Here is a 17938-nt window from a genome sequence, read left to right as displayed (position 1 = left end):
CCGTCGCATCTGGGCATATGACATCATGCGCGTGCGTCCCGTCGGATCCTTATGCCGGACGCGCCGTTTGCCCGGAGCTGCACGCCCCTCTACATGCGGGGTCAGGATTACCAGGGGACAGCCCATGTCCGGCACCACCCGAACCAGCGCCGACCTCGACCCGCGCCGCCGCCGCACGCTGTTTCGCGCGTGGCACCGCGGCATCCGCGAGATGGACCTGATCATGGGCCGCTTCGCCGATTCCGAGATCGGCGCGCTGTCCGAGGAGGAACTGACGCAGTTCGAGGCGCTGATCGAAGTGCCCGACCGCGACCTGTTCCGCTGGCTCACGGGAGAGGACGCGACCCCGGAGAATTACGACACCGCCGTCTACCGCCGGCTCAAGGCGTTTCATCGGCACGACGCGCCGATCCATAGCTGAAACGAGGATCGGCGCTCCCTATCTTCCACTTGCCCCCTCATCCTGAGGTGCCCGCGTCAGCGGGCCTCGAACGAGGGCTCCAGAGACCGTGCGATCCCTGGAGCCCTCCTTCGAGGCTTATCTTCGCTCTGCACTTCAGGATGAGGGGAATGGTTTGGATCGCGGGTGATCCACGCCCCATCTCGATCCGTTTCCCCTGATACAGCACGCTCGATGGCCAAGCCCCAACCCAAGCCACCCGCTCCGAAGCCGCAGACCGCGCGCTTCGCCCTGCCGAAATCGGCACCGCTCACCAAGGCGCTCGATGCGATCAAGCGCGGCGACAGCCCGACGCTGGCGAGCGTCCCCGACGGCTTCGATGCGCTGGTGGCCGCCGACCTCGCCCGCGCGCTGTCCGGTTCGTTCGAAGGGCCGGCGGTGCTGGTCCACGTCGCCCGCGATTCCGGCCGCTCCAACGCCTTCCAGAACGCGCTGAAGTTCGTTGCCCCCGAGATCGAGGCGATGAGCGTTCCGGCCTGGGATTGCCAGCCCTACGACCGGGTGTCGCCGAACGGTGCTATCGCCGCCCAGCGCATGACCGCGCTGTCGCGGCTGACCCGTTCGCGCTCGTCGGAGGAGAAGCCGCGCATTCTCTGCACCACCATCAACGCTCTGGTGCAGCGGGTGCCGCCGCGGTCGCGCGTGGCCGTCGAGACCTTCTCGGCGGCGATCGGCAACGTGGTGCCGATGGACAAGGTCGTGGCCTGGGTGGAAGCGAACGGCTTCCTGCGCACGGGAACGGTGCGGGATACCGGCGAATACGCCGTGCGCGGCGGTATCCTCGACCTGTCGCCCCCCGGCCTGCCGAACCCGATCCGCCTCGACTTCTTCGGCGACACGCTCGAATCGATCCGCGCCTTCGATCCCGAGACGCAGCGCACGGTGGGGGCCTTGCGCTCCCTCGACCTCGTGCCGATGAGCGAGGTGCAACTCACCACCGAGACGATCCGGCGCTTCCGGCAGGGCTACCTGTCGAGCTTCGGCGCGGCGACCCGCGATGACCGGCTCTACGAGACGGTGAGCGAGGGCCGGCGCTATGCCGGCCTCGAGCACTGGATGCCGCTGTTCTACGACGGCCTCGACACCTTGTTCGACTATCTCGGCGAGGTGCCGATGCTGTTCGACCCGCAGGTGGAGGAGGCGGCCACCGAGCGGCTCGCCCTGATCCAGGACTATTTCCAGGCCCGCGAAGCGGCGCTGAAGAACCCGCAGAGCGGCGTCGCGCCCTACAAGCCGCTGCCGCCGCGCGCGCTCTACCTCACGCCCAACGAATGGAAGAGCAAGGTCGAGTCCGGCACGGTGGTCCGGCTCACCCCCTTCGCGACGCCGGATTCCGACGAGCGCGCGGTGATCGATTGCGGCGCCAGGGCCGGGCGAAGCTTCGCGCCTGAGCGGGCCGACGACGCGGCCAGCGTGTTCGACGCGGCGGTCGCGCATATCCGGGATCTCCAGGCGTCCGGGCATCACGTGATCCTTGGATCCTGGTCCGAAGGCTCGCGCGACCGGCTCTGCGGCGTGCTGACCGACCACGGGCTCAAGAAGCCGACGGTGATCAACACCTTCGCCGCGGTCAACGCGCTCAAGCGCGGCACCGATGTGGCGGTCGCGGTCTGGGGGCTGGAATCCGGCTTCACCCTCGATCGGCTCGCGGTGGTGGCCGAGGGCGACATCCTGGGCGACCGGCTGGTGCGCCAGAAGCGCAAGTCCAAGCGCCCGCAGGACATCATCCTGGAGGTGCAGGCGCTCCAGCCCGGCGATCTCGTGGTCCATGCCGACCACGGCATCGGCCGCTTCGTCACGCTCAAGACCGTCACCGCGGCGGGCGCGCCGCACGATTGCCTCGAACTGCAATATGCCGGCGGCCTGCTGCTGCTGCCGGTGGAGAATATTGAGCTCCTGACCCGCTACGGCTCAGAGGATTCGGAGGTCGCGCTGGACCGCCTGGGCGGTGGCGCCTGGCAGGCCCGCAAGGCCAAGATGAAGCGCCGCATCCTCGAGATGGCTGGCGACCTCATCAAGATCGCCGCTGCGCGGTTCGTGAAGTCCGCCCCCAGCCTCAAGGCGCCGGAGGGGCTCTACGAGGAATTCGCCGCCCGCTTCGCCTTCCAGGAGACCGAGGATCAGGCCAACGCCATCGACGCGGTGCTCGACGACCTCAACGCGGGGCGTCCGATGGACCGCCTCGTCTGCGGCGATGTCGGCTTCGGCAAGACCGAGGTGGCCCTGCGCGCCGCCTTCGCGGCGGCGATCTCCGGCAAGCAGGTGGCGGTGGTGGTGCCCACCACGCTTCTCGCCCGCCAGCATTTTCGCACGTTTGCCGAACGGTTTAAGGGCCTGCCGATCAACGTCGCGCAGCTCTCGCGCTTCGTCTCGGCGGGCGAGCAGCGCCAGAACCGGGCCGGGCTCGCCGACGGGACGGTCGACATCGTCGTCGGCACCCATGCCCTGCTCGCCAAGAACGTCGCGTTCAAGGATCTCGGCCTCATCATCGTCGACGAGGAGCAGCATTTCGGCGTCGCCCACAAGGAGCGGCTCAAGGCGCTCCAGGCCGACGTGCACGTGCTGACGCTCTCGGCCACCCCGATTCCGCGCACGCTGCAACTCGCCATGACGGGTGTGCGCGAACTCTCGATCATCGCCACGCCCCCGATGGACCGGCTGGCGGTGCGCACCTTCGTGACGCCGTTCGATCCGCTGCTGGTCCGCGAGGCGCTGCTGCGCGAACGCTATCGCGGCGGCCAGTCGTTCTACGTCGCCCCGCGCATCGAGGACTTGGCCGAGGTCAAACGCTTCCTCGACACCGAGATGCCCGAGACCACCGTCGCGGTCGCCCACGGCCAGATGGCGGCGGGCCAGCTCGAGGACGTGATGACGGCGTTCTACGAGGGTAAGTACGACGTGCTGCTCTCGACCACGATCGTCGAATCCGGCCTCGACATCCCGACCGCCAACACCCTGATCGTGCACCGGGCCGACATGTTCGGTCTGGCCGCGCTCTACCAGTTGCGCGGGCGTGTCGGTCGCTCGAAGGCGCGGGCCTACGCCCTGTTCACGACGCCGGCCAACCGCCAGCTCACGACCCAGGCCGAACAGCGCCTGAAGGTGCTCCAGAGCCTCGACACGCTGGGCGCCGGCTTCCAGCTCGCGAGCCACGATCTCGACATCCGCGGCGCCGGCAACCTCCTGGGCGATGCCCAGTCCGGCCACATCAAGGAAGTGGGTTACGAGCTCTACCAGCAGATGCTGGAGGATGCGGTCACCGCCCTCAAGGCCGGCATCGAGGAGCCGGTGGAGGAAGCGTGGTCGCCGACCATCGCGCTCGGCGCTCCGGTCACGATCCCCGAGGACTACGTCGAGGATCTGACCGTCCGGCTCGGCCTCTACCGGCGCCTCTCGACCCTCGAGAACGATGCCGAGATGGAGAGCTTCGGTGCCGAGCTGATCGACCGCTTCGGCCCGCTGCCGCCGGAGGTGGAACAGCTCCTGAAGATCGTGACCATCAAGATCCTGTGCCGCGACGCCAATGTCGAGAAGGTCGAGGCCGGGCCGAAGGGCGTGGTGGTCCACTTCCGCAACCGCTCCTTCGCCAACCCGCAAGGGCTTGCCGCCATGGTCGTGGAGCAGGGCTCCTTCGCCAAGGTGCGGCCCGACATGAGCGTCGTGTTCATCCGCGAACTCGACGGCATCCCGCGGCGGCTGAAGGAGACGACGCAGATCCTGCGCGGGCTCGTCACGATCGCCAAGCGGGCCAAGAAGGCTGCCTGACCGGGCCTGCGCGAGACCGCCGGCCCCTTGCCGTTGGAGCGGGAGGGCGGAGCGGGCGTGTCACGCGCGATATAAGCGAGAGATCGCGGTGTGGGAGATCCTTCTCAACTCACGCTGCGCGTTGATGAATCGCTTGAAGCGGCAGGTCATTTCGAATGACCTGCCAACAATTCTTGCATCTCGAAAAATAAAACGAGCCTTGATAAAGCTTCATTCGAGTCGCATATAGATCTTATCGATGCGAGGCCGGATTTTCTGGGCCGTGACGCCTCCGCAGGGCGGTTCTCATTTTCCTTCGTTATCGGTCGAACGACATAGCCTGGCGCTGCATGGCGCAAGGCTCTCTACCTGAATCCTGCGGAGACAAGGACATTCTATGAGCATCGGCACCGTCAAGTGGTTCAACGAGCAGAAGGGCTTCGGCTTCATCCAGCCTGAGGACGGCTCGAAGGACGTTTTCGTCCACATCTCCGCCGTCGAGCGCGCCGGCCTGCGTGGCCTCACCGAAGGCCAGAAGGTTTCCTACGAGATGGAAACCGACCGTCGCTCCGGCAAGCAGTCGGCGGGTCAGCTCCAAGTCGCGTAATTCGCGCCTGAACCCGATATGTCGAAGCCGCTCCGGACTGGAGCGGCTTTGCGCTTTTAAGGCCGTGGTTCATCCCGGACCCGGTACGATCAAGGACACTCTGTGAGCTTCACCAAACAAAACTCCTTCGACGACCGTCGCCAGGATTCGGCTTCCTCCCGGGAGGCCATGCTCGCCCGCTTCCGCGCCCGCCCCTCCAATGATGATCCGGCTGTGCAGGCCCGCCAGGCCGAGCGCCGTGCGATCGCCGTTGCGCGCGACGAGCGGGTCAAGGAGCGCGAGACGCAGCGGCGCCTCGATGCCGAGCGGCTGGCTGCCATCGCCGCCGCCGAGCGCGAGGCCGAAGTGGCGCGCAAGGCCGCCGAAATCGAGGCTGCCGCCGAGCGTGCCCGCGAGGCCCAGGCCAAGCAGAAGGAAGAGCGGGACGCCCGCTACGCCGCCCGCAAGGCCAAGATCAAGCTGCGCCGCTGAGCGCGCTATCGCTTTCCCGTGAGTCGGATCCCCGGCTCGTGGGCTTGCCCCGGCACGGAGCTGGGCCGCTTTCGGTCGGACGTGCGATCGAGACCAGCTCTGACCCGTTGTCTTGAAGGGGCTCTCCTCCGCCGAAGCGGCTTCCCGCTTCGACGGAATGCGTTCGAGGAGACATCGATGTTTCATAAGTTCAAGATCGGTCAGCGGGTTCGCCGCGCTCAATCGTCCCCCACCGACGAGCGGCTGGGCTTCGGCACGATCAGCGAAGTCGTCCGCCTGATGCCCGACGATCCGACCGGTGAGCCCTCCTACCGGATCCGCTCCGGCTCGGCCGAACGCGCCGTTCGCGAGAGCGAGATCATCGCAGCGGCGTAATCGCCCGCTCGCGCATGAAAAAGGCGGGCCCGCGGCCCGCCGTCATTGTCCCGTTACGGGAAAGACCTAAAGCTCGGGCTCAGCGAGCACGTACGGACCGATCCGGCTCTTGAGATCGACGGGTGCGCCGGGGCGGGGTCCCGCGTCGTCCATCTCGATGACCGGAATGCCGCCGGCACGCATCCGGGCGCGCAGCCGATCGGCGAGCGCAGCGAGATGCGGGTTCGTGCTGGACGAGAGCTGAAGGAGAATCGCCGCAGGACGGGCGATCACGGCGAGGACATCGTCCGCCGCTTCGATGGAAGCGGTGACGCTTGCATAACCGAGCCCGGCGAGGTCGGCGGCAAGAGAGCGATCGACGGCGCGGCGGCCATCATCGACGACAAGCACTTGTTGCAGCGCACCCATAGGCTTAAGCGTTACCCCATGTCGCGCCCTGTGTGAAGGGGCACCCCGGATAACCCGCATGGCCACGATTGGTTCGCCGGCCATGGAGCTGGGTGAACATGGAATCGCCGTGCTGAAGGCTGGATGAACTGCGCCGCACAAGTCGGGGACGTGAATCCCTGGCTGCCCCGGTTCTCGCCTAAGTCATTTCCTTCAATCGATTTTTTATCTGTCTGCTTGAGAGGACGGCACCGCGGAACGCACCGGTGGCCGGCCCCATTACGCAGGCGCAAAAATTTTTGGGGAGCCGGCGGAATCGGACGGCTCCGCGACCTCGATCGCGGTGGCGAAGCCCGCGAACAGCACCGGCGCGTAAGGCGTCTCCTGCCACACCCCGCTCGGGATCGCCTGCCGATTTCCGCGCTGCAATGGCGTGACGGTGCAGGCCTGGCCGCGGAAGGCGAGGCAATCGTCCGCGCCGCGCCTCATGGACAGCAGGGCGGCGGGAAGGGCAAGCCGCTCCGGCTTGCCGAGCACCAGCGAGAGGTCGCCCGTCGTCCCGCGCCGGCCGGAGAGGATCGCCGTCTCGTCGAAGGCGACGGTGTCGATCACCGTCTCGAGGCGCAGGCCCTGCGGCCGGTCCACGGCGCGGCTGCGGCTGCGGAAGCGGACCGGCGCCCGGTGCACCAGGGCGACGGAGCGCAGATCCGTCGGCAGGTCGCGGCCGGCGAGGTTCTTTTCGAGGAAGGCGGGGGCGACGAGATGCGTCGGACCCGGCCGGCGCAGGGCCGTCGCGAAGGCGGCTCCGTCAAACAGCGGCAGCGTCTCCAGCGTGGCCCCCGCGACGAGGGCAGCCGCGAGCCCGGTGGCAAGGCCGCGCAGGTCGTGCGGGCCGATCAGGCTGAGGATGCGCTCGGCGGGCGCGACCCGCATCGCCACGAGATGGGCCGCCGCCGCCGCCACCACCGATTCGCCGCTGCGGTAGACCGGTTGCTCGGGGTCGCCGCCGATGAAGCTGACGATGCCGGCCGCGGCGGGGGCCGGTCCGGCCGGCTCTCCGGCAGGGCCGTCGAGGACGAACCGGTCGAGATTGATCACCCCATCCGGCACGTCGGGGCCGAAGGCGGCGAGGTAGCGCAGGCCGAAATAGCGCGCGGCGACGGCGCAGAGGCGCTCGGCGGGCGCGGCGGAGCCGAGGCGGGCCTGGGTCAGCACCGCGCTCAGCGCGACGTTCTGCGCCGCGGCAAGCAGGCGATCTTCATCCCAGGAGACCGGGAGCAGGCAGGCGACGTGGCCGGCGGCCTCGACGGCGAGGATCGCCAGCGCGCTCTCGGCCGAGCCCGGCAGACACAGGCCGATGCGGCTTCCCGGCGGCAGGCGCCAGCTCCGCAGGCCGCGGGCGAGGCGCTCCACGATCTCGGCGGCCGCGGCGTAGGTCCAGGTGATGGCGGGCCGGTCGCTCCAATCCGGCTTGTCGGCGGGGTCGACCACCGCGATCCGGTCGGGGTGGCGCCGCGCCGTGGCGGACAGCAGGCTGCCGAGACTGATGCGCCGCAGGCGCGCGTCGGCCGGCGTCTCATGGGAGGCCGCGTCCGGGGTTCCCTGCGAGGCGCCTTTCAAGGCTCCCTGCACGGCCCTTTGCGAAGCCTCAACCTGCGTGATTGCCCGTTGCGCCGACACTCGCGCCCGCCCTCGAAAGCCACCCCCGGTGATGAGCGAATAGGGTTAAGTAAGACTTAATGTTTGGTCGGCGCCGGTGTCTCGCGTAGAGATTTGGGGTGAGGGCGGGCCGCATTCGCCGGCGCGCCCGATCGTTCATGTCTCGGGCCTCGTCCTGGAAATCGAACCCGGAACGATGCCGCGGATTTTTGTTCGAGCATCGTCGCGAAAGCCTGGGGCCATCTTTCGGGACGATGCTGTGGCATGGGCCTGCGCAGCCTTCGGGATCGTGCGCGGCGGAGCGGGGGACCGGGGTTGATGCTCGAACTTCTGCGGCGGCTGTGGGAGGTCGAAAATCTTTCGCCCCACGGCATCTGTCTGCTGTGGCGCCCGGAGCTGATCTGGACGCATGTCGTCTCCGACAGCTTGATCGCCTTCGCCTATTTCTCGATCCCCGTCGGTCTGGCCTATTTCGTGTCCCGCCGCCGCGACGTGGTGTTCGGCTGGATGTTCTGGTCGTTCGCGGTGTTCATCACCGCCTGCGGCGCGACGCATCTCATGGCGATCTGGACGCTCTGGGTGCCGGATTATGGGCTGGAGGCCGCGGTCAAGCTCATCACCGGCATGGCCTCCATCGGCACGGCGGTCGCGCTCTGGGTCCTGATCCCGAAGGCGCTGACCTTGCCATCTCCGACCCAGCTCCGGCAGGCCAACGAGGCGCTGCAGGCCCGTATCGCTGAGCGCGACGCGGCGCTCGCCGCTCTGGAGGCCGCCAATGCCGAGCGCGCGCGGGCCGAGGAGGCCCTGCGCCAGAGCCAGAAGATGGAGGCGATCGGGCAACTCACCGGCGGCGTGGCCCACGACTTCAACAACCTGCTCAACGTGGTGCTGCTCAACCTCGACCGGGTCGAGCGCGGCCTGCCCGAGGCGAGCCCCCTGCGCACGCGCCTGCGCGATGCGGTGAAGGGCGCTGAGCGGGCGGCGACGATGACGCACAAGCTGCTGGCCTTCGCCCGCCGCCAACCGCTCTCCCCGGTCAGCACCGACGTGAACGCGCAGATCGCCTCCTTTGCCGAGTTCCTGCGCGGCACGATCGGCCCGCGCATCCGGCTGGAGACCGATCTCGCCCCGGACCTGCCGCGGGTGAGGATCGATCCGAACCAGTTCGAGAGCGCGATCCTCAACCTCGCGGTCAATGCCCGCGATGCGATGCCGGAGGGCGGCACGCTCACCCTCGCCACCCGGCCGCTGCCCGAAGGCGATGGGTTCGCCGTCGAAGTGTCCGACACCGGAGCCGGCATGGCGCCGGAGGTCGAGGCGCGGGCCTTCGAGCCGTTCTTCACCACGAAGCCGTTGGGGCAGGGGACCGGCCTGGGCCTGAGCCAAGTGTTCGGCTTCGCGCAGCAATCGGGCGGCAGCGCCGCTTTCGTGCGCGACGGCAGGCCCGGCACGACGGTGCGCCTGTCCTTCCCAGCGCAGGCGCCCGCCATGAGCCGTCCGGCGGCGCGGCCGGCTCCGGTTGCCGAACCGGGCTTTGCGCCGCTGCTGCCGCCGGTGGCGGTCGCGGGCTAAAGCATCATCCCGAAAGCTGGCCGCCGGCTTTCGGAAAAAAGATGATGCGAGAACGAAAGCGAAGAGCATCATCCCGAAAGGTGGTCGCCGGCTTTCGGAAAAAGATGATGCGGGTGGGCCCGCACTCGAAAGGCTTTGCGGCTCTTGCGCCTTCCGGATGCGGGCCTGTCGAATAACAAGAAGACGTGGGAGGGGGGACGTATGGCCGACAAGCGGACAGTTCTCGTCGTCGAGGACGAAGAGATGCTGCTCAGCGCCGTGACCATGGAGTTCGAGGATGCCGGCTTCGCCGTGCTCAGCGCCGGCACCGCGGAAGAGGCCTACGGCCTGCTCCAGGGGGCCGGGCGCGTCGATCTCCTGTTCACCGATATCCGCCTGCCGGGCCAGCTCGACGGCTGGGACCTCGCCGAGCGCGCCCGCGTGCTGCATCCAGCCCTGCCGGTGATCTACGTGACCGGCTACAGTGCCGAGCAACCCCGGCAGGTGAGCGAGAGCGTGCTAGTGATGAAGCCCTACCGCATGACCGCGATCATGAGCGCCGCGCAGCAATTGGGCGTGGAGTGAAGCGCTCGGCCCATACCTCGTCCGGTCGATCCTTTCAGGATCGCGTATTGGGACTTCACTCCTCCCGCGCCTTCTCCCGCAACAAGAATTTCTGCACCTTGCCCGTCGAGGTTTTCGGCAGCTCGCCGAACACCACGTGGCGCGGCAGCTTGTAGGGGGCGAGCCGCTCGCGGCACCACGCGACCAGTTCCTCGGAGGTCGCCTCCCGCCCCTCCTTCAGCTCGATGAAGGCGCAGGGCGTCTCGCCCCATTTCGCATCGGGCTTGGCGACGACGGCGGCGGCCGCGACCGCCGGGTGCTTGAACAGCGCGTCCTCTACCTCGATCGAGGAGATGTTCTCGCCGCCCGAGATGATGATGTCCTTCGAGCGGTCTTTCAGTTGGATGTAGCCGTCGGGATGCTTCACCCCGAGATCGCCGGAGCGGAACCAGCCGCCCTTGAAGGCGGCCTCGGTCGAGGCCGGGTTCTTCAGGTAGCCGCGCATCACCACGTTGCCGCGGAACATCACCTCGCCGAGGCTGGTGCCGTCGGCGGGTAGGGATTCCATCGTCTCGGGGTCGCGCACGTCGAGCCCTTCCAGCACGGGGTAGCGCACGCCCTGGCGGGCCTTCTTCCTGGCCTGCTCGTCGCGGGACAGCGCGTCCCAATCCTCGTGCCATGCGTTCACGACCGCCGGGCCGTACGTCTCGGTCAGGCCGTAGAGATGGGTGACGTCGAAGCCGGCCTCGCCCATGGCGGCGAGCACCGCCTCGGGCGGCGGCGCGGCGGCGGTGAGGAAGTGGACCCTGCGGGGGAGGGGGCGCTTCTGCGCCTCGGGGGCGTTCAGCAGCGTCGACATCACGATCGGCGCGCCCGACAGGTGGGTGACGCCGTGCTCGGCCAGAGCCGCGTACATCGCGGGCGCCCGCACCTGCCGCAGGCAGACATGGGTGCCGGCGACGATCGAGAGCGTCCAGGGGAAGCACCAGCCGTTGCAGTGAAACATCGGCAGGGTCCAGAGATAGACCGCGTGCTGCGGCAGCCCGGCGGTGATGACGTTGCCGAGCGAGAGCAGGGCCGCGCCGCGGTGGTGATAGACCACGCCTTTCGGATCGCCGGTGGTGCCGGAGGTGTAGTTCAGCGAGATCGCGTCCCACTCGTCGCCCGGCATGGCCCAGTCGAAATCGGGATCGCCGGCGGCGAGGAAATCTTCGTAGTCGGTCTCGCCGACGGGGGCGCTGTCTCCGGTGAATTCAGGGTCGTCGTAATCGATGACGAGGGGCGAGACCCCGGCCTTGTCGAGTGCCTCGCGCCCGATCCGCGCAAACTCGCGATCGACGATGAAGACCTTGGCCTCGCCGTGGTCGAGGCAGAAGGCCAGAGCCGCCGCGTCGAGGCGGGTGTTGAGGGTGTTGAGCACCGCCCCCGTCATCGGCACGCCGTAGTGGCACTCGATCATCGCGGGCGTGTTGGCGAGCAGCACCGCCACCGTGTCGCCGCGGCCGATGCCGCGGGCGGCCAAAGCCGCAGCGAGGCGGCGGCAGCGGGCGTAAAGGTCGGCGTAGGAGCGGCGCAGGGGCCCGTGGATCACCGCAACCCGGTCCGGGAAGGTGCGGGCGGCGCGATCGAGATAGGTCAGCGGCGTGAGCGGCTGGAAGTTCGCGGGATTCGGGTCGAGATCGCGGTCGTAGATCGTCGTGCGCGCCATGGTCTCGCCTCCCGTTTCAGGAGGAGATTATCCGAGCCTCGCGGGCGATCAACGGCATAGAAAAGGCCCCGCGGGCGCGAGCCCGGGAGCCTTGTCAGGTCTGAGGGATTTGAGGCGTAAGTCGGTCGAAAAGGCCGATCAACGCTCCCGGCCGCTGAGGAGCTTTTCCAGGGCGGCGAGCCCGCTACGCTCTGCGGCCTCTTCCGTGGTCTGCACGCGATCCGCGCGCTGGAAGAGTTTGCCGTTCCGGCGGATGGCCCAGGTGAAGTGCCCGGCAGGGCGCTCGCAGGCTTCGATTTCGAGGGTGTAGGGATTTGCGCTGTTGTTTGCCATGAGAGGAATATAGGGTCGCCCTTCCGGTCCGGCTACCCACCCAGTGCATGGTCGCGTTGCTTTTTGCTGGTGGCCCCGCACCCGGTGGCGCTGCGGATCTCCGCATTTGACAATCCGAAGCGGATCATCGACACGGCGCCCGGCCGGGGCGCGGGCCGTCCGCCGGCCTTTTTCATCCGCGCCCGAGCCGCCGATGCCCGTTCCTCCCCGCCAGAGCCGGACCGCACCCATCGGGGGCGGGCCCCGCCGATGACGCGCCTTGGCGTCGCGCCGGCCGCGCTGTCACAGGCGGAGGGTGGCTGGCCGCTCGACGGCGCGCTGCGCCTTGGCGATCGGGTGCTGTCCTTCGGGGCCGCGAGCCATCTCCGCGCCTGCCTCCTGCTCCTGCTGATCGGTCTCGCCAGTTTCCTGCCGGGCCTTGCCTCGCTCCAGCCGATGGACCGGGACGAGCCGCGCTTTGCCCAAGCCTCCAAGCAGATGCTGGAGACGGGCGACCTCGTCGATATCCGCTTCCAGGCCGAGGCCCGCCACAAGAAGCCGGTCGGGATCTACTGGACCCAGGCCGCCGCCGTCGCGGCCGGCGAGGCGCTCGGTGTGAAGCAGGCGCGCACGCAGATCGGGCTCTACCGGATCCCCTCGCTTCTCGGCGCGCTGGCGGCGACCCTGCTGACCTACTGGGCAGGCCTCGCCCTGCTCGACCGACGCCGGGCGCTGCTGGCCGCCGCCCTATTTTCCGCCTGCATCATGCTCTCGGCGGAAGCGCGCCTTGCCAAGACCGACGCGCTGCTCACCGCCTGCTCGGTCGCCGCGTTCGGCGCGCTTGCCCGCGCCTGGCTCGGGCGCGCCCGGCTGGAACGGCGCCGCGGCCCGGCCTCGCTCGGGACGGCCTTGGTCTTCTGGCTCGGGCTCGCGCTCGGTATCCTTGTGAAGGGGCCGATGGTGCCGCTCTTTGCCGGGCTCGCCGCCTTCGTGCTGTGTCTGCGCGAGGGCTCGGCCCGCTGGCTGCTCGACCTGCGCCCGCGCCTAGGCCTCCTCATCACGCTCGCCGTCGTGGCGCCCTGGTTCCTGGCGATCGCCTGGAAGAGCGGCGGCGCCTTCTTCGGCGAGGCGGTGGGGCGCGACATGCTCGGCAAGGTCGGCACCGGCGCCGAGAAGCATTGGGGCCCGCCCGGCGCCTACGCGCTGGCCTTCTTCGCCACCTTCTGGCCGGGCGCCGCCTTCGCCGCCCTCAGCCTTCCCTTCGCCTGGGCGCGGCGGGGCGAGGAGGCGGTGGCGCTGCTGCTCGCCTGGATCGTGCCGATGTGGCTGATCTTCGAGGCGGTGCCGACCAAGCTGCCGCATTACGTCCTCCCCCTGATGCCGGCGGTGGCGATCCTCACCGTGCTGGCACTGTCGCGCGGCGCGCTTGACCCGCGACGTCCGGGCGCGCGCTGGGTGGCGGGGCTCGTGGTGCTGATTCCAGTCGGGCTGACGCTGGGCCTCAGCCTCGCCGCGTGGCGTCTCGACCATGTGCTGCCACTGGCCGCCCTGCCGCTGCTGCTCGCCACCTGCCTACTCGCCGGCCTCGCCTGGGCCGCCTTCGCCCGCGGGGCGAGGGAAGGGGCGGGGCAAGGGACACGGCAAGAGGCAGGGGAGGGCGCTCTGGTGCTCGCCGTCGCCGCTTCGGTGGTACTGTCGGGCGCCGTGTTCGGCTTGACCCAGCCGGTGCTGCAAAGCCTCAAGGTCTCGCCGCGGCTCGCTGCGATCCGCGATGCCCTGCCCTGCGAGGCGCCGCGTGTGGCAAGCCTCGGCCTTCGCGAGCCGAGCCTCGTCTTCACCGTCGGCACGGATCTGGCCATGCTGAATTCCGGCGCGGAGGCCATCGCCTTCCTAGGTGAGGGCGGCTGCCGCCTCGTGCTGGTCGAGGACCGGTTCGCCGCCGAATTCGCGACTGCCCAAGGCGGGCAACCGCTTAGCCCCGTCGGCCGGGTCACCGGCTTCAACATCAACGGCGGCAAGCCGGTCGGGGTCTCCGCCTACGCCGCGCTGCCGGGTTCCACGCCATGAGCACGACGACCCAGTCCGTAGATCCTGTCTTTCGGCCGCCGCGCCTCAGCGTGGTGGTGCCGGTGAAGAACGAGGCCGGCAACATCGAGGCCCTGGTAGCCGAGATCAGCCATGCCTGCGAGACGCTGGCACCCTTCGAGGTCATCTACGTCGATGATGGCTCGACCGACGCAACGCTGGCGACCCTCCGCGGCCTGCAGGCCAAGCAGCCGTGGCTCAGGGTGGTGCGCCATGACCGCGGCGGCGGCCAGAGCGGGGCGGTGCGCAGCGGCGTTCTGCGCGCCCACGCGCCCGTCATCGCCACGCTCGACGGCGACGGCCAGAACGATCCGTCCTTCATCCCCGTGCTCTATGCCGCCCTCGAGCAGGCCGGCCCGACGGTCGGGCTCGCGCAGGGGCAGCGGATCGGCCGGAAAGGGGCGTGGAAGCAGTTCCAGTCGCGGATCGCCAACGGCGTGCGCGGAAAGATCCTGAAGGACGCCACCCGCGATACCGGCTGCGGGCTCAAGGTGTTTCGCCGCGAGGTCTACCTCACGCTCCCCTATTTCGACGCGCTCCACCGCTTCATGCCCGCGCTCGTCACCCGCGAGGGGTTCGGCGTGGTCCACCGCGACGTGGTGGACCGGCCCCGCTTCACCGGGCACTCGAATTACGGGATGTTCGACCGGCTCTGGGTCGGCATCCTCGATCTGGCCGGGGTGTGGTGGTTGATCCGGCGGCGCCGCCCGGCCCCCCGGGCCGAGGAAATCCCGCACAGCGAGAGCCGGTGAACCCATGCTGATCCAGCTCGCCGAGGACCTGCCGGCCTATTTCTACGACGTGTTCGTCACCCGCTTCGATTTCTGGCTGGTGTTCGGCATCGGGGCGCAGCTCGTGTTCGGCTCGCGCTTCATCCTGCAATGGATCGCCAGCGAGCGCGCGGGCAAGAGCGTGATGCCGCTCTCGTTCTGGTTCCTGTCGATCATCGGCGGGCTGATGACCCTGGTCTACGGCTTCGTGCGGCGGGAGCCGGTGATCATCATCGGGCAGGGGCTGTCCACCTTCATCTACCTGCGCAACCTCGCCCTCATCTTCCGCGAGCGGCGCCGCGCCCGCCGGGCCTGAGACGAACCCGACGGCATGTTCCAGACCACGACGGGCGATCCCGAGAGCATCGCCCACATCATCCAGGTGGCGCTCGCCCCCGCCTTCCTGCTCTCGGCGCTGGCGACCCTGCTCAACGTGTTCTCGACCCGCCTCGGCCGCGTCGCCGACAAGGTCGACGCGCTCTCGGCCAGCCTGCCCGGTGCGGACGAGGCGGCGCGGGCGACGCTGGCCCGCCGCCTCGCCTACCTGCGCCGGCGCTCGCTTCTGCTCGATCTCGCCGTGGTGCTGGCGAGCCTCGGCGGCGTGATGACGGGTGCGGCCGTGCTGACCCTGTTCGTCGGCGCCCTCAGGGACGCCTCCGCGGCCTCCGTGCTGTTCGCTTGCTTCGGCCTTGCGCTCAGCTGCACCATCCTGGCGATCCTGGCCTTCCTCGCCGAAATCCTCCTGGCCGGCCGGGGAATACGCCTGGAGGTCGAACGCAAACAGGACCGGCCGAGATAATCAGGGTTTCGAAAGGACAAGTCCTTTCGTGGGTCCAGGGCAAAGCCCTGGAGGATCGGTGAGCCTGTAATCCTCCACCCGCATCCGCTCGGTGCCGCGCACGTAATCCCCCACCGTCCCGGGCCAGAGGGTGCGGTTGCGCCCCGCGCGGTCGAGATACCAGCTGCCGCAGCCGCCCTGCGTCCAGATGCTGTCCTGCATCCGCGCATCGACCTCTTCGCGGAAGCGCGCCTGAGCCTCGGGGCGCACCTCCAGCACGCCGCCGGGCTGGTCGCGCAGCCGCTTCAGCGCGCCGAGCACGTGGGCGACCTGCGCCTCGACCATCAGCAGCACCGAGTTGTGGCCGAGCCCGGTATTGGGGCCGAGCAGCAGGAAGAAGTTCGGGAAGCCCGCCACGGAGACGCCGCGGAAGGCGTCCGCTCCCTGCTTCCATGCTTGCAGCAAACTTAACCCGTCGCGCCCGATCACCTCCGTGCGCACAACGCTGCCGCCGGGGGCGAAGCCGGTGGCGAAGATCAGCATGTCGAGCGGGTGTTCGGCGCCGTCGGCCGTGACGATGCCGTGGGGCAGAACCTCACGGATCGGCGCCGTGACGAGGCTCGCGTTGGGCCGGGCCAGCGCCGGGTAATAGTCGTCGGAGAGCAGCACCCGCTTGCAGCCGAGCCGGTAGTCGGGCGTGAGCTGTCGTCTCAGAGCCGGATCGGCGATCGAAGCCGCGAGGTGCCGGCGGGACCACGCTTCGGCCAAAGCGGTCACGCGCGAGACGCGGGTGAAGCCCGCGAGTGCTGCAACCTCGCGGCGCCAGAACAGCGAGGCGCGGTGGAGACGGCGCAGGGGGGCGATCCGCATCAGCCACTGGAATCCGCGCCCGGTCGGGCGGTCGCCGCGGGGCAGGATCCAGGGGGCCGAGCGCTGGAACTGGGTGAGGTGGGCGACGCGGCCGACGATCTCCGGCACGAACTGCACCGCGCTCGCCCCCGTGCCGATCACGCCGACGCGCTTGGCCCTCAGGTCGTAGGAATGATCCCAGGCCGCCGAGTGGAAGGCTTTTCCCGAGAACCGCTCCAGGCCGGGGAGGCGGGGCAGGGCAGGGTGGTGCAGGGCGCCCATGGCACCGACGAGCACGCGGGCGGAGACGACGCCCCTGTCGGTCTCGACCCGCCACAGGCCCGCTGCCGCATCGAAGACGGCGCGCGTCACGCAGGTCTCCAGGCGCAGGAACGGCGCGAGGCCGTGCGCGGCCACGAGCCCTTCGAGATAAGCCTCGATCTCGGGCTGCGGCGCGAAGAGGCGCGACCAATCGGATTTCGGCGCAAAGGAGAGGGAGTAGAGCTGCGAGGGCACGTCGCAGGCGGCCCCCGGATAAGTGTTCTCCCGCCACGTGCCGCCGACGCCCGCGGCCTTCTCCAGCACGAGGAGGCGGTCGAACCTGGCCTGCCGCGCGCGGATCGCCATGGCGAGGCCGGAAAAGCCGGCGCCGACGATGACGAGATCGAGGGGCGCTTCGCTCACGCGGCGACCTCCGCCTCAGGATGGGGGGGCGCTTTCAGGGCGCGGTGCAGGAAGATCGCGGCCTCGTCGAGGGAGCGGCGTGCCTCGGGCAGAAAGCTCTCGGCGAGCTGCCAGGCATGCGCCACCACGGGAAACACCGTGAGTTCGACCGGCACGCCCGCGGCCTTCGCCTTCTCGGCGAGGCGCAGGGAATCGTCGCGCAGGATCTCGCGGACGCCGACATGGATCAGGAGCGGCGGAAACCCGGAAAAATCCGCCTCGATCGGCGAGGCGCGCGGGTCAGCGGGGTCGGCGCCGGCGAGGTAGGCCGGAACCAGCCGCATCAGCGCCTCGGGGCGGAACATCGCGTCGCGCCGCCCATTCGTGCGGAACGAGGCGCTGCGGCCGATCAGGTCGGTGGCCGGCGAGAACAGGGCCGCCGCCACGGGCGGGGTCAGGCCGAGGCGGCGCGCCTCGATGATCGTGGTGAGCGCCAAGCTGCCGCCCGCGGAATCCCCGGCGACGACCGCCGGGCCCGCTTCCGCGAGCGTGGCCCAGACGCCCGTGCAATCCTCGACCGCCGCGGGGAAGGGGTGCTCCGGCGCCAACCGGTAATCCGGCGTGAACACCCGGAACCCGGCTCGAGCGAAGCGGCCCGTAACCGGGCGGTACAATTGCGCCGAGCAGGCGATGAAGCCGCCGCCGTGGCAATAGAGCAGGGTGGGGTGCTCGCCATCTGCGCGAGTCCCTTCCGTCTTCGCCCCTTCGGCCTGCGCCCACTCGCCGGGCACGCCGCCGACCTCGCCGGGGGTGAAGGCGACGCCGGCCGGCGTCGGGAACCGGGCGCCCTCGAAGGCGCGGCGGATCGCGTAGACATCGTGGGTGCCGCCGAGCCGGCCCTTCACTGCGAGGCGGATGGTGAGATCGTAGAGATGGGCGCGCAGGCTGGCCATGG

At 69.3% G+C, this 17938-nt stretch carries 17 protein-coding genes; 11 read left to right on the top strand and 6 right to left on the bottom strand.

What is annotated here, in order from left to right; all coding sequences use genetic code 11:
• Positions 1 to 124 precede the first annotated feature (124 nt).
• The 5 genes from M2437_RS11970 to M2437_RS11950 all read left to right on the top strand — a co-directional run bounded on the left by M2437_RS11970 (position 125) and on the right by M2437_RS11950 (position 5657).
• Entirely contained in the window at positions 125 to 421 is a 297-nt protein-coding gene (locus tag M2437_RS11970; RefSeq protein WP_012255294.1) for an FAD assembly factor SdhE, read from the top strand.
• A 213-nt stretch (positions 422 to 634) separates the two neighbouring features.
• A complete protein-coding gene (gene mfd / locus M2437_RS11965) occupies positions 635 to 4225 on the top strand; it encodes a transcription-repair coupling factor (protein ID WP_253387532.1) in 3591 nt (1196 codons plus the stop codon).
• 376 nt (positions 4226 to 4601) lie between these two features.
• On the top strand, positions 4602 to 4811 hold the full coding sequence (locus tag M2437_RS11960) for a cold-shock protein (protein WP_003599086.1): 210 nt from the start codon (positions 4602 to 4604) through the stop codon (positions 4809 to 4811).
• A 102-nt stretch (positions 4812 to 4913) separates the two neighbouring features.
• A complete protein-coding gene (locus M2437_RS11955; RefSeq protein ID WP_003599084.1) occupies positions 4914 to 5282 on the top strand; it encodes a DUF6481 family protein in 369 nt (122 codons plus the stop codon).
• 177 nt (positions 5283 to 5459) lie between these two features.
• Entirely contained in the window at positions 5460 to 5657 is a 198-nt protein-coding gene (locus tag M2437_RS11950; RefSeq protein ID WP_012255296.1) for a hypothetical protein, read from the top strand.
• A gap of 66 nt (positions 5658 to 5723) precedes the next feature.
• On the opposite strand, the gene M2437_RS11945 is transcribed toward M2437_RS11950, so the two are convergent.
• Entirely contained in the window at positions 5724 to 6065 is a 342-nt protein-coding gene (locus tag M2437_RS11945; RefSeq protein ID WP_003599081.1) for a hypothetical protein, read from the bottom strand.
• Between the two features lie 258 nt (positions 6066 to 6323).
• Positions 6324 to 7724: an AMP-binding protein gene (locus tag M2437_RS11940; protein ID WP_309247829.1), complete on the bottom strand. Its 1401-nt coding sequence runs from the start codon at positions 7722 to 7724 to the stop codon at positions 6324 to 6326.
• A gap of 297 nt (positions 7725 to 8021) precedes the next feature.
• Between M2437_RS11940 and M2437_RS11935 the strand changes: the two genes are divergently transcribed.
• A complete protein-coding gene (locus M2437_RS11935) occupies positions 8022 to 9275 on the top strand; it encodes an ATP-binding protein (protein WP_253387530.1) in 1254 nt (417 codons plus the stop codon).
• A gap of 201 nt (positions 9276 to 9476) precedes the next feature.
• A complete protein-coding gene (locus M2437_RS11930) occupies positions 9477 to 9839 on the top strand; it encodes a response regulator (RefSeq protein WP_012255300.1) in 363 nt (120 codons plus the stop codon).
• Positions 9840 to 9894: 55 nt separating this feature from the next.
• Here the strand turns inward: M2437_RS11930 and M2437_RS11925 are convergent, their stop codons facing one another.
• A complete protein-coding gene (locus M2437_RS11925; protein WP_253387529.1) occupies positions 9895 to 11526 on the bottom strand; it encodes an acyl-CoA synthetase in 1632 nt (543 codons plus the stop codon).
• A 138-nt stretch (positions 11527 to 11664) separates the two neighbouring features.
• The gene (locus tag M2437_RS11920; protein WP_003599068.1) at positions 11665 to 11859 is read right to left on the bottom strand and encodes a hypothetical protein; all 195 of its coding nucleotides are present in this window, start codon (positions 11857 to 11859) and stop codon (positions 11665 to 11667) included.
• 249 nt (positions 11860 to 12108) lie between these two features.
• Here M2437_RS11920 and M2437_RS11915 point away from each other — a divergent pair, with 249 nt between their 5' ends.
• The 4 genes from M2437_RS11915 to M2437_RS11900 are packed head-to-tail and all read left to right on the top strand — an operon-like array spanning position 12109 to position 15492.
• A complete protein-coding gene (locus M2437_RS11915) occupies positions 12109 to 13905 on the top strand; it encodes an ArnT family glycosyltransferase (RefSeq protein ID WP_253387528.1) in 1797 nt (598 codons plus the stop codon).
• The gene (locus tag M2437_RS11910; protein WP_253387527.1) at positions 13902 to 14675 is read left to right on the top strand and encodes a glycosyltransferase family 2 protein; all 774 of its coding nucleotides are present in this window, start codon (positions 13902 to 13904) and stop codon (positions 14673 to 14675) included. Before M2437_RS11915 ends, M2437_RS11910 begins: the two co-directional genes overlap by 4 nt.
• 4 nt (positions 14676 to 14679) lie before the next feature.
• Positions 14680 to 15009 carry a lipid-A-disaccharide synthase N-terminal domain-containing protein gene (locus tag M2437_RS11905; RefSeq protein WP_003599063.1) on the top strand — a complete coding sequence of 110 codons (330 nt, stop codon included), beginning with the start codon at positions 14680 to 14682 and terminating at the stop codon, positions 15007 to 15009.
• A 15-nt stretch (positions 15010 to 15024) separates the two neighbouring features.
• Entirely contained in the window at positions 15025 to 15492 is a 468-nt protein-coding gene (locus M2437_RS11900; RefSeq protein WP_253387526.1) for a DUF2721 domain-containing protein, read from the top strand.
• Here the strand turns inward: M2437_RS11900 and M2437_RS11895 are convergent, their stop codons facing one another.
• Both M2437_RS11895 and M2437_RS11890 read right to left on the bottom strand, forming a co-directional pair.
• Positions 15493 to 17004 (bottom strand): flavin-containing monooxygenase, encoded by a 1512-nt coding sequence (locus M2437_RS11895; RefSeq protein WP_253387525.1) that lies wholly within the window; start codon positions 17002 to 17004, stop codon positions 15493 to 15495. It lies immediately after the preceding gene.
• Positions 17001 to 17936: an alpha/beta hydrolase gene (locus M2437_RS11890; protein ID WP_253387524.1), complete on the bottom strand. Its 936-nt coding sequence runs from the start codon at positions 17934 to 17936 to the stop codon at positions 17001 to 17003. The genes M2437_RS11895 and M2437_RS11890 overlap by 4 nt, the downstream gene beginning before the upstream one ends.
• Positions 17937 to 17938: the final 2 nt, after the last annotated feature.

It is taken from the genome of Methylorubrum pseudosasae (assembly GCF_029504475.1).
Lineage (GTDB): Bacteria > Pseudomonadota > Alphaproteobacteria > Rhizobiales > Beijerinckiaceae > Methylobacterium > Methylobacterium extorquens.
This window is presented reverse-complemented; position numbering and strand designations above follow the sequence as displayed.

Bases quoted from the DNA above. Each gene is read 5' to 3' on its own strand.
- M2437_RS11970 (WP_012255294.1), top strand. From the start codon at position 125: ATGTCCGGCACCACCCGAACCAGCGCCGACCTCGACCCGCGCCGCCGC.
- mfd (WP_253387532.1), top strand. From the start codon at position 635: ATGGCCAAGCCCCAACCCAAGCCACCCGCTCCGAAGCCGCAGACCGCG.
- M2437_RS11960 (WP_003599086.1), top strand. From the start codon at position 4,602: ATGAGCATCGGCACCGTCAAGTGGTTCAACGAGCAGAAGGGCTTCGGC.
- M2437_RS11950 (WP_012255296.1), top strand. From the start codon at position 5,460: ATGTTTCATAAGTTCAAGATCGGTCAGCGGGTTCGCCGCGCTCAATCG.
- M2437_RS11945 (WP_003599081.1), bottom strand. From the start codon at position 6,065: ATGGGTGCGCTGCAACAAGTGCTTGTCGTCGATGATGGCCGCCGCGCC.
- M2437_RS11935 (WP_253387530.1), top strand. From the start codon at position 8,022: ATGCTCGAACTTCTGCGGCGGCTGTGGGAGGTCGAAAATCTTTCGCCC.
- M2437_RS11930 (WP_012255300.1), top strand. From the start codon at position 9,477: ATGGCCGACAAGCGGACAGTTCTCGTCGTCGAGGACGAAGAGATGCTG.
- M2437_RS11925 (WP_253387529.1), bottom strand. From the start codon at position 11,526: ATGGCGCGCACGACGATCTACGACCGCGATCTCGACCCGAATCCCGCG.
- M2437_RS11920 (WP_003599068.1), bottom strand. From the start codon at position 11,859: ATGGCAAACAACAGCGCAAATCCCTACACCCTCGAAATCGAAGCCTGC.
- M2437_RS11915 (WP_253387528.1), top strand. From the start codon at position 12,109: ATGACGCGCCTTGGCGTCGCGCCGGCCGCGCTGTCACAGGCGGAGGGT.
- M2437_RS11910 (WP_253387527.1), top strand. From the start codon at position 13,902: ATGAGCACGACGACCCAGTCCGTAGATCCTGTCTTTCGGCCGCCGCGC.
- M2437_RS11905 (WP_003599063.1), top strand. From the start codon at position 14,680: ATGCTGATCCAGCTCGCCGAGGACCTGCCGGCCTATTTCTACGACGTG.
- M2437_RS11900 (WP_253387526.1), top strand. From the start codon at position 15,025: ATGTTCCAGACCACGACGGGCGATCCCGAGAGCATCGCCCACATCATC.
- M2437_RS11890 (WP_253387524.1), bottom strand. From the start codon at position 17,936: ATGGCCAGCCTGCGCGCCCATCTCTACGATCTCACCATCCGCCTCGCA.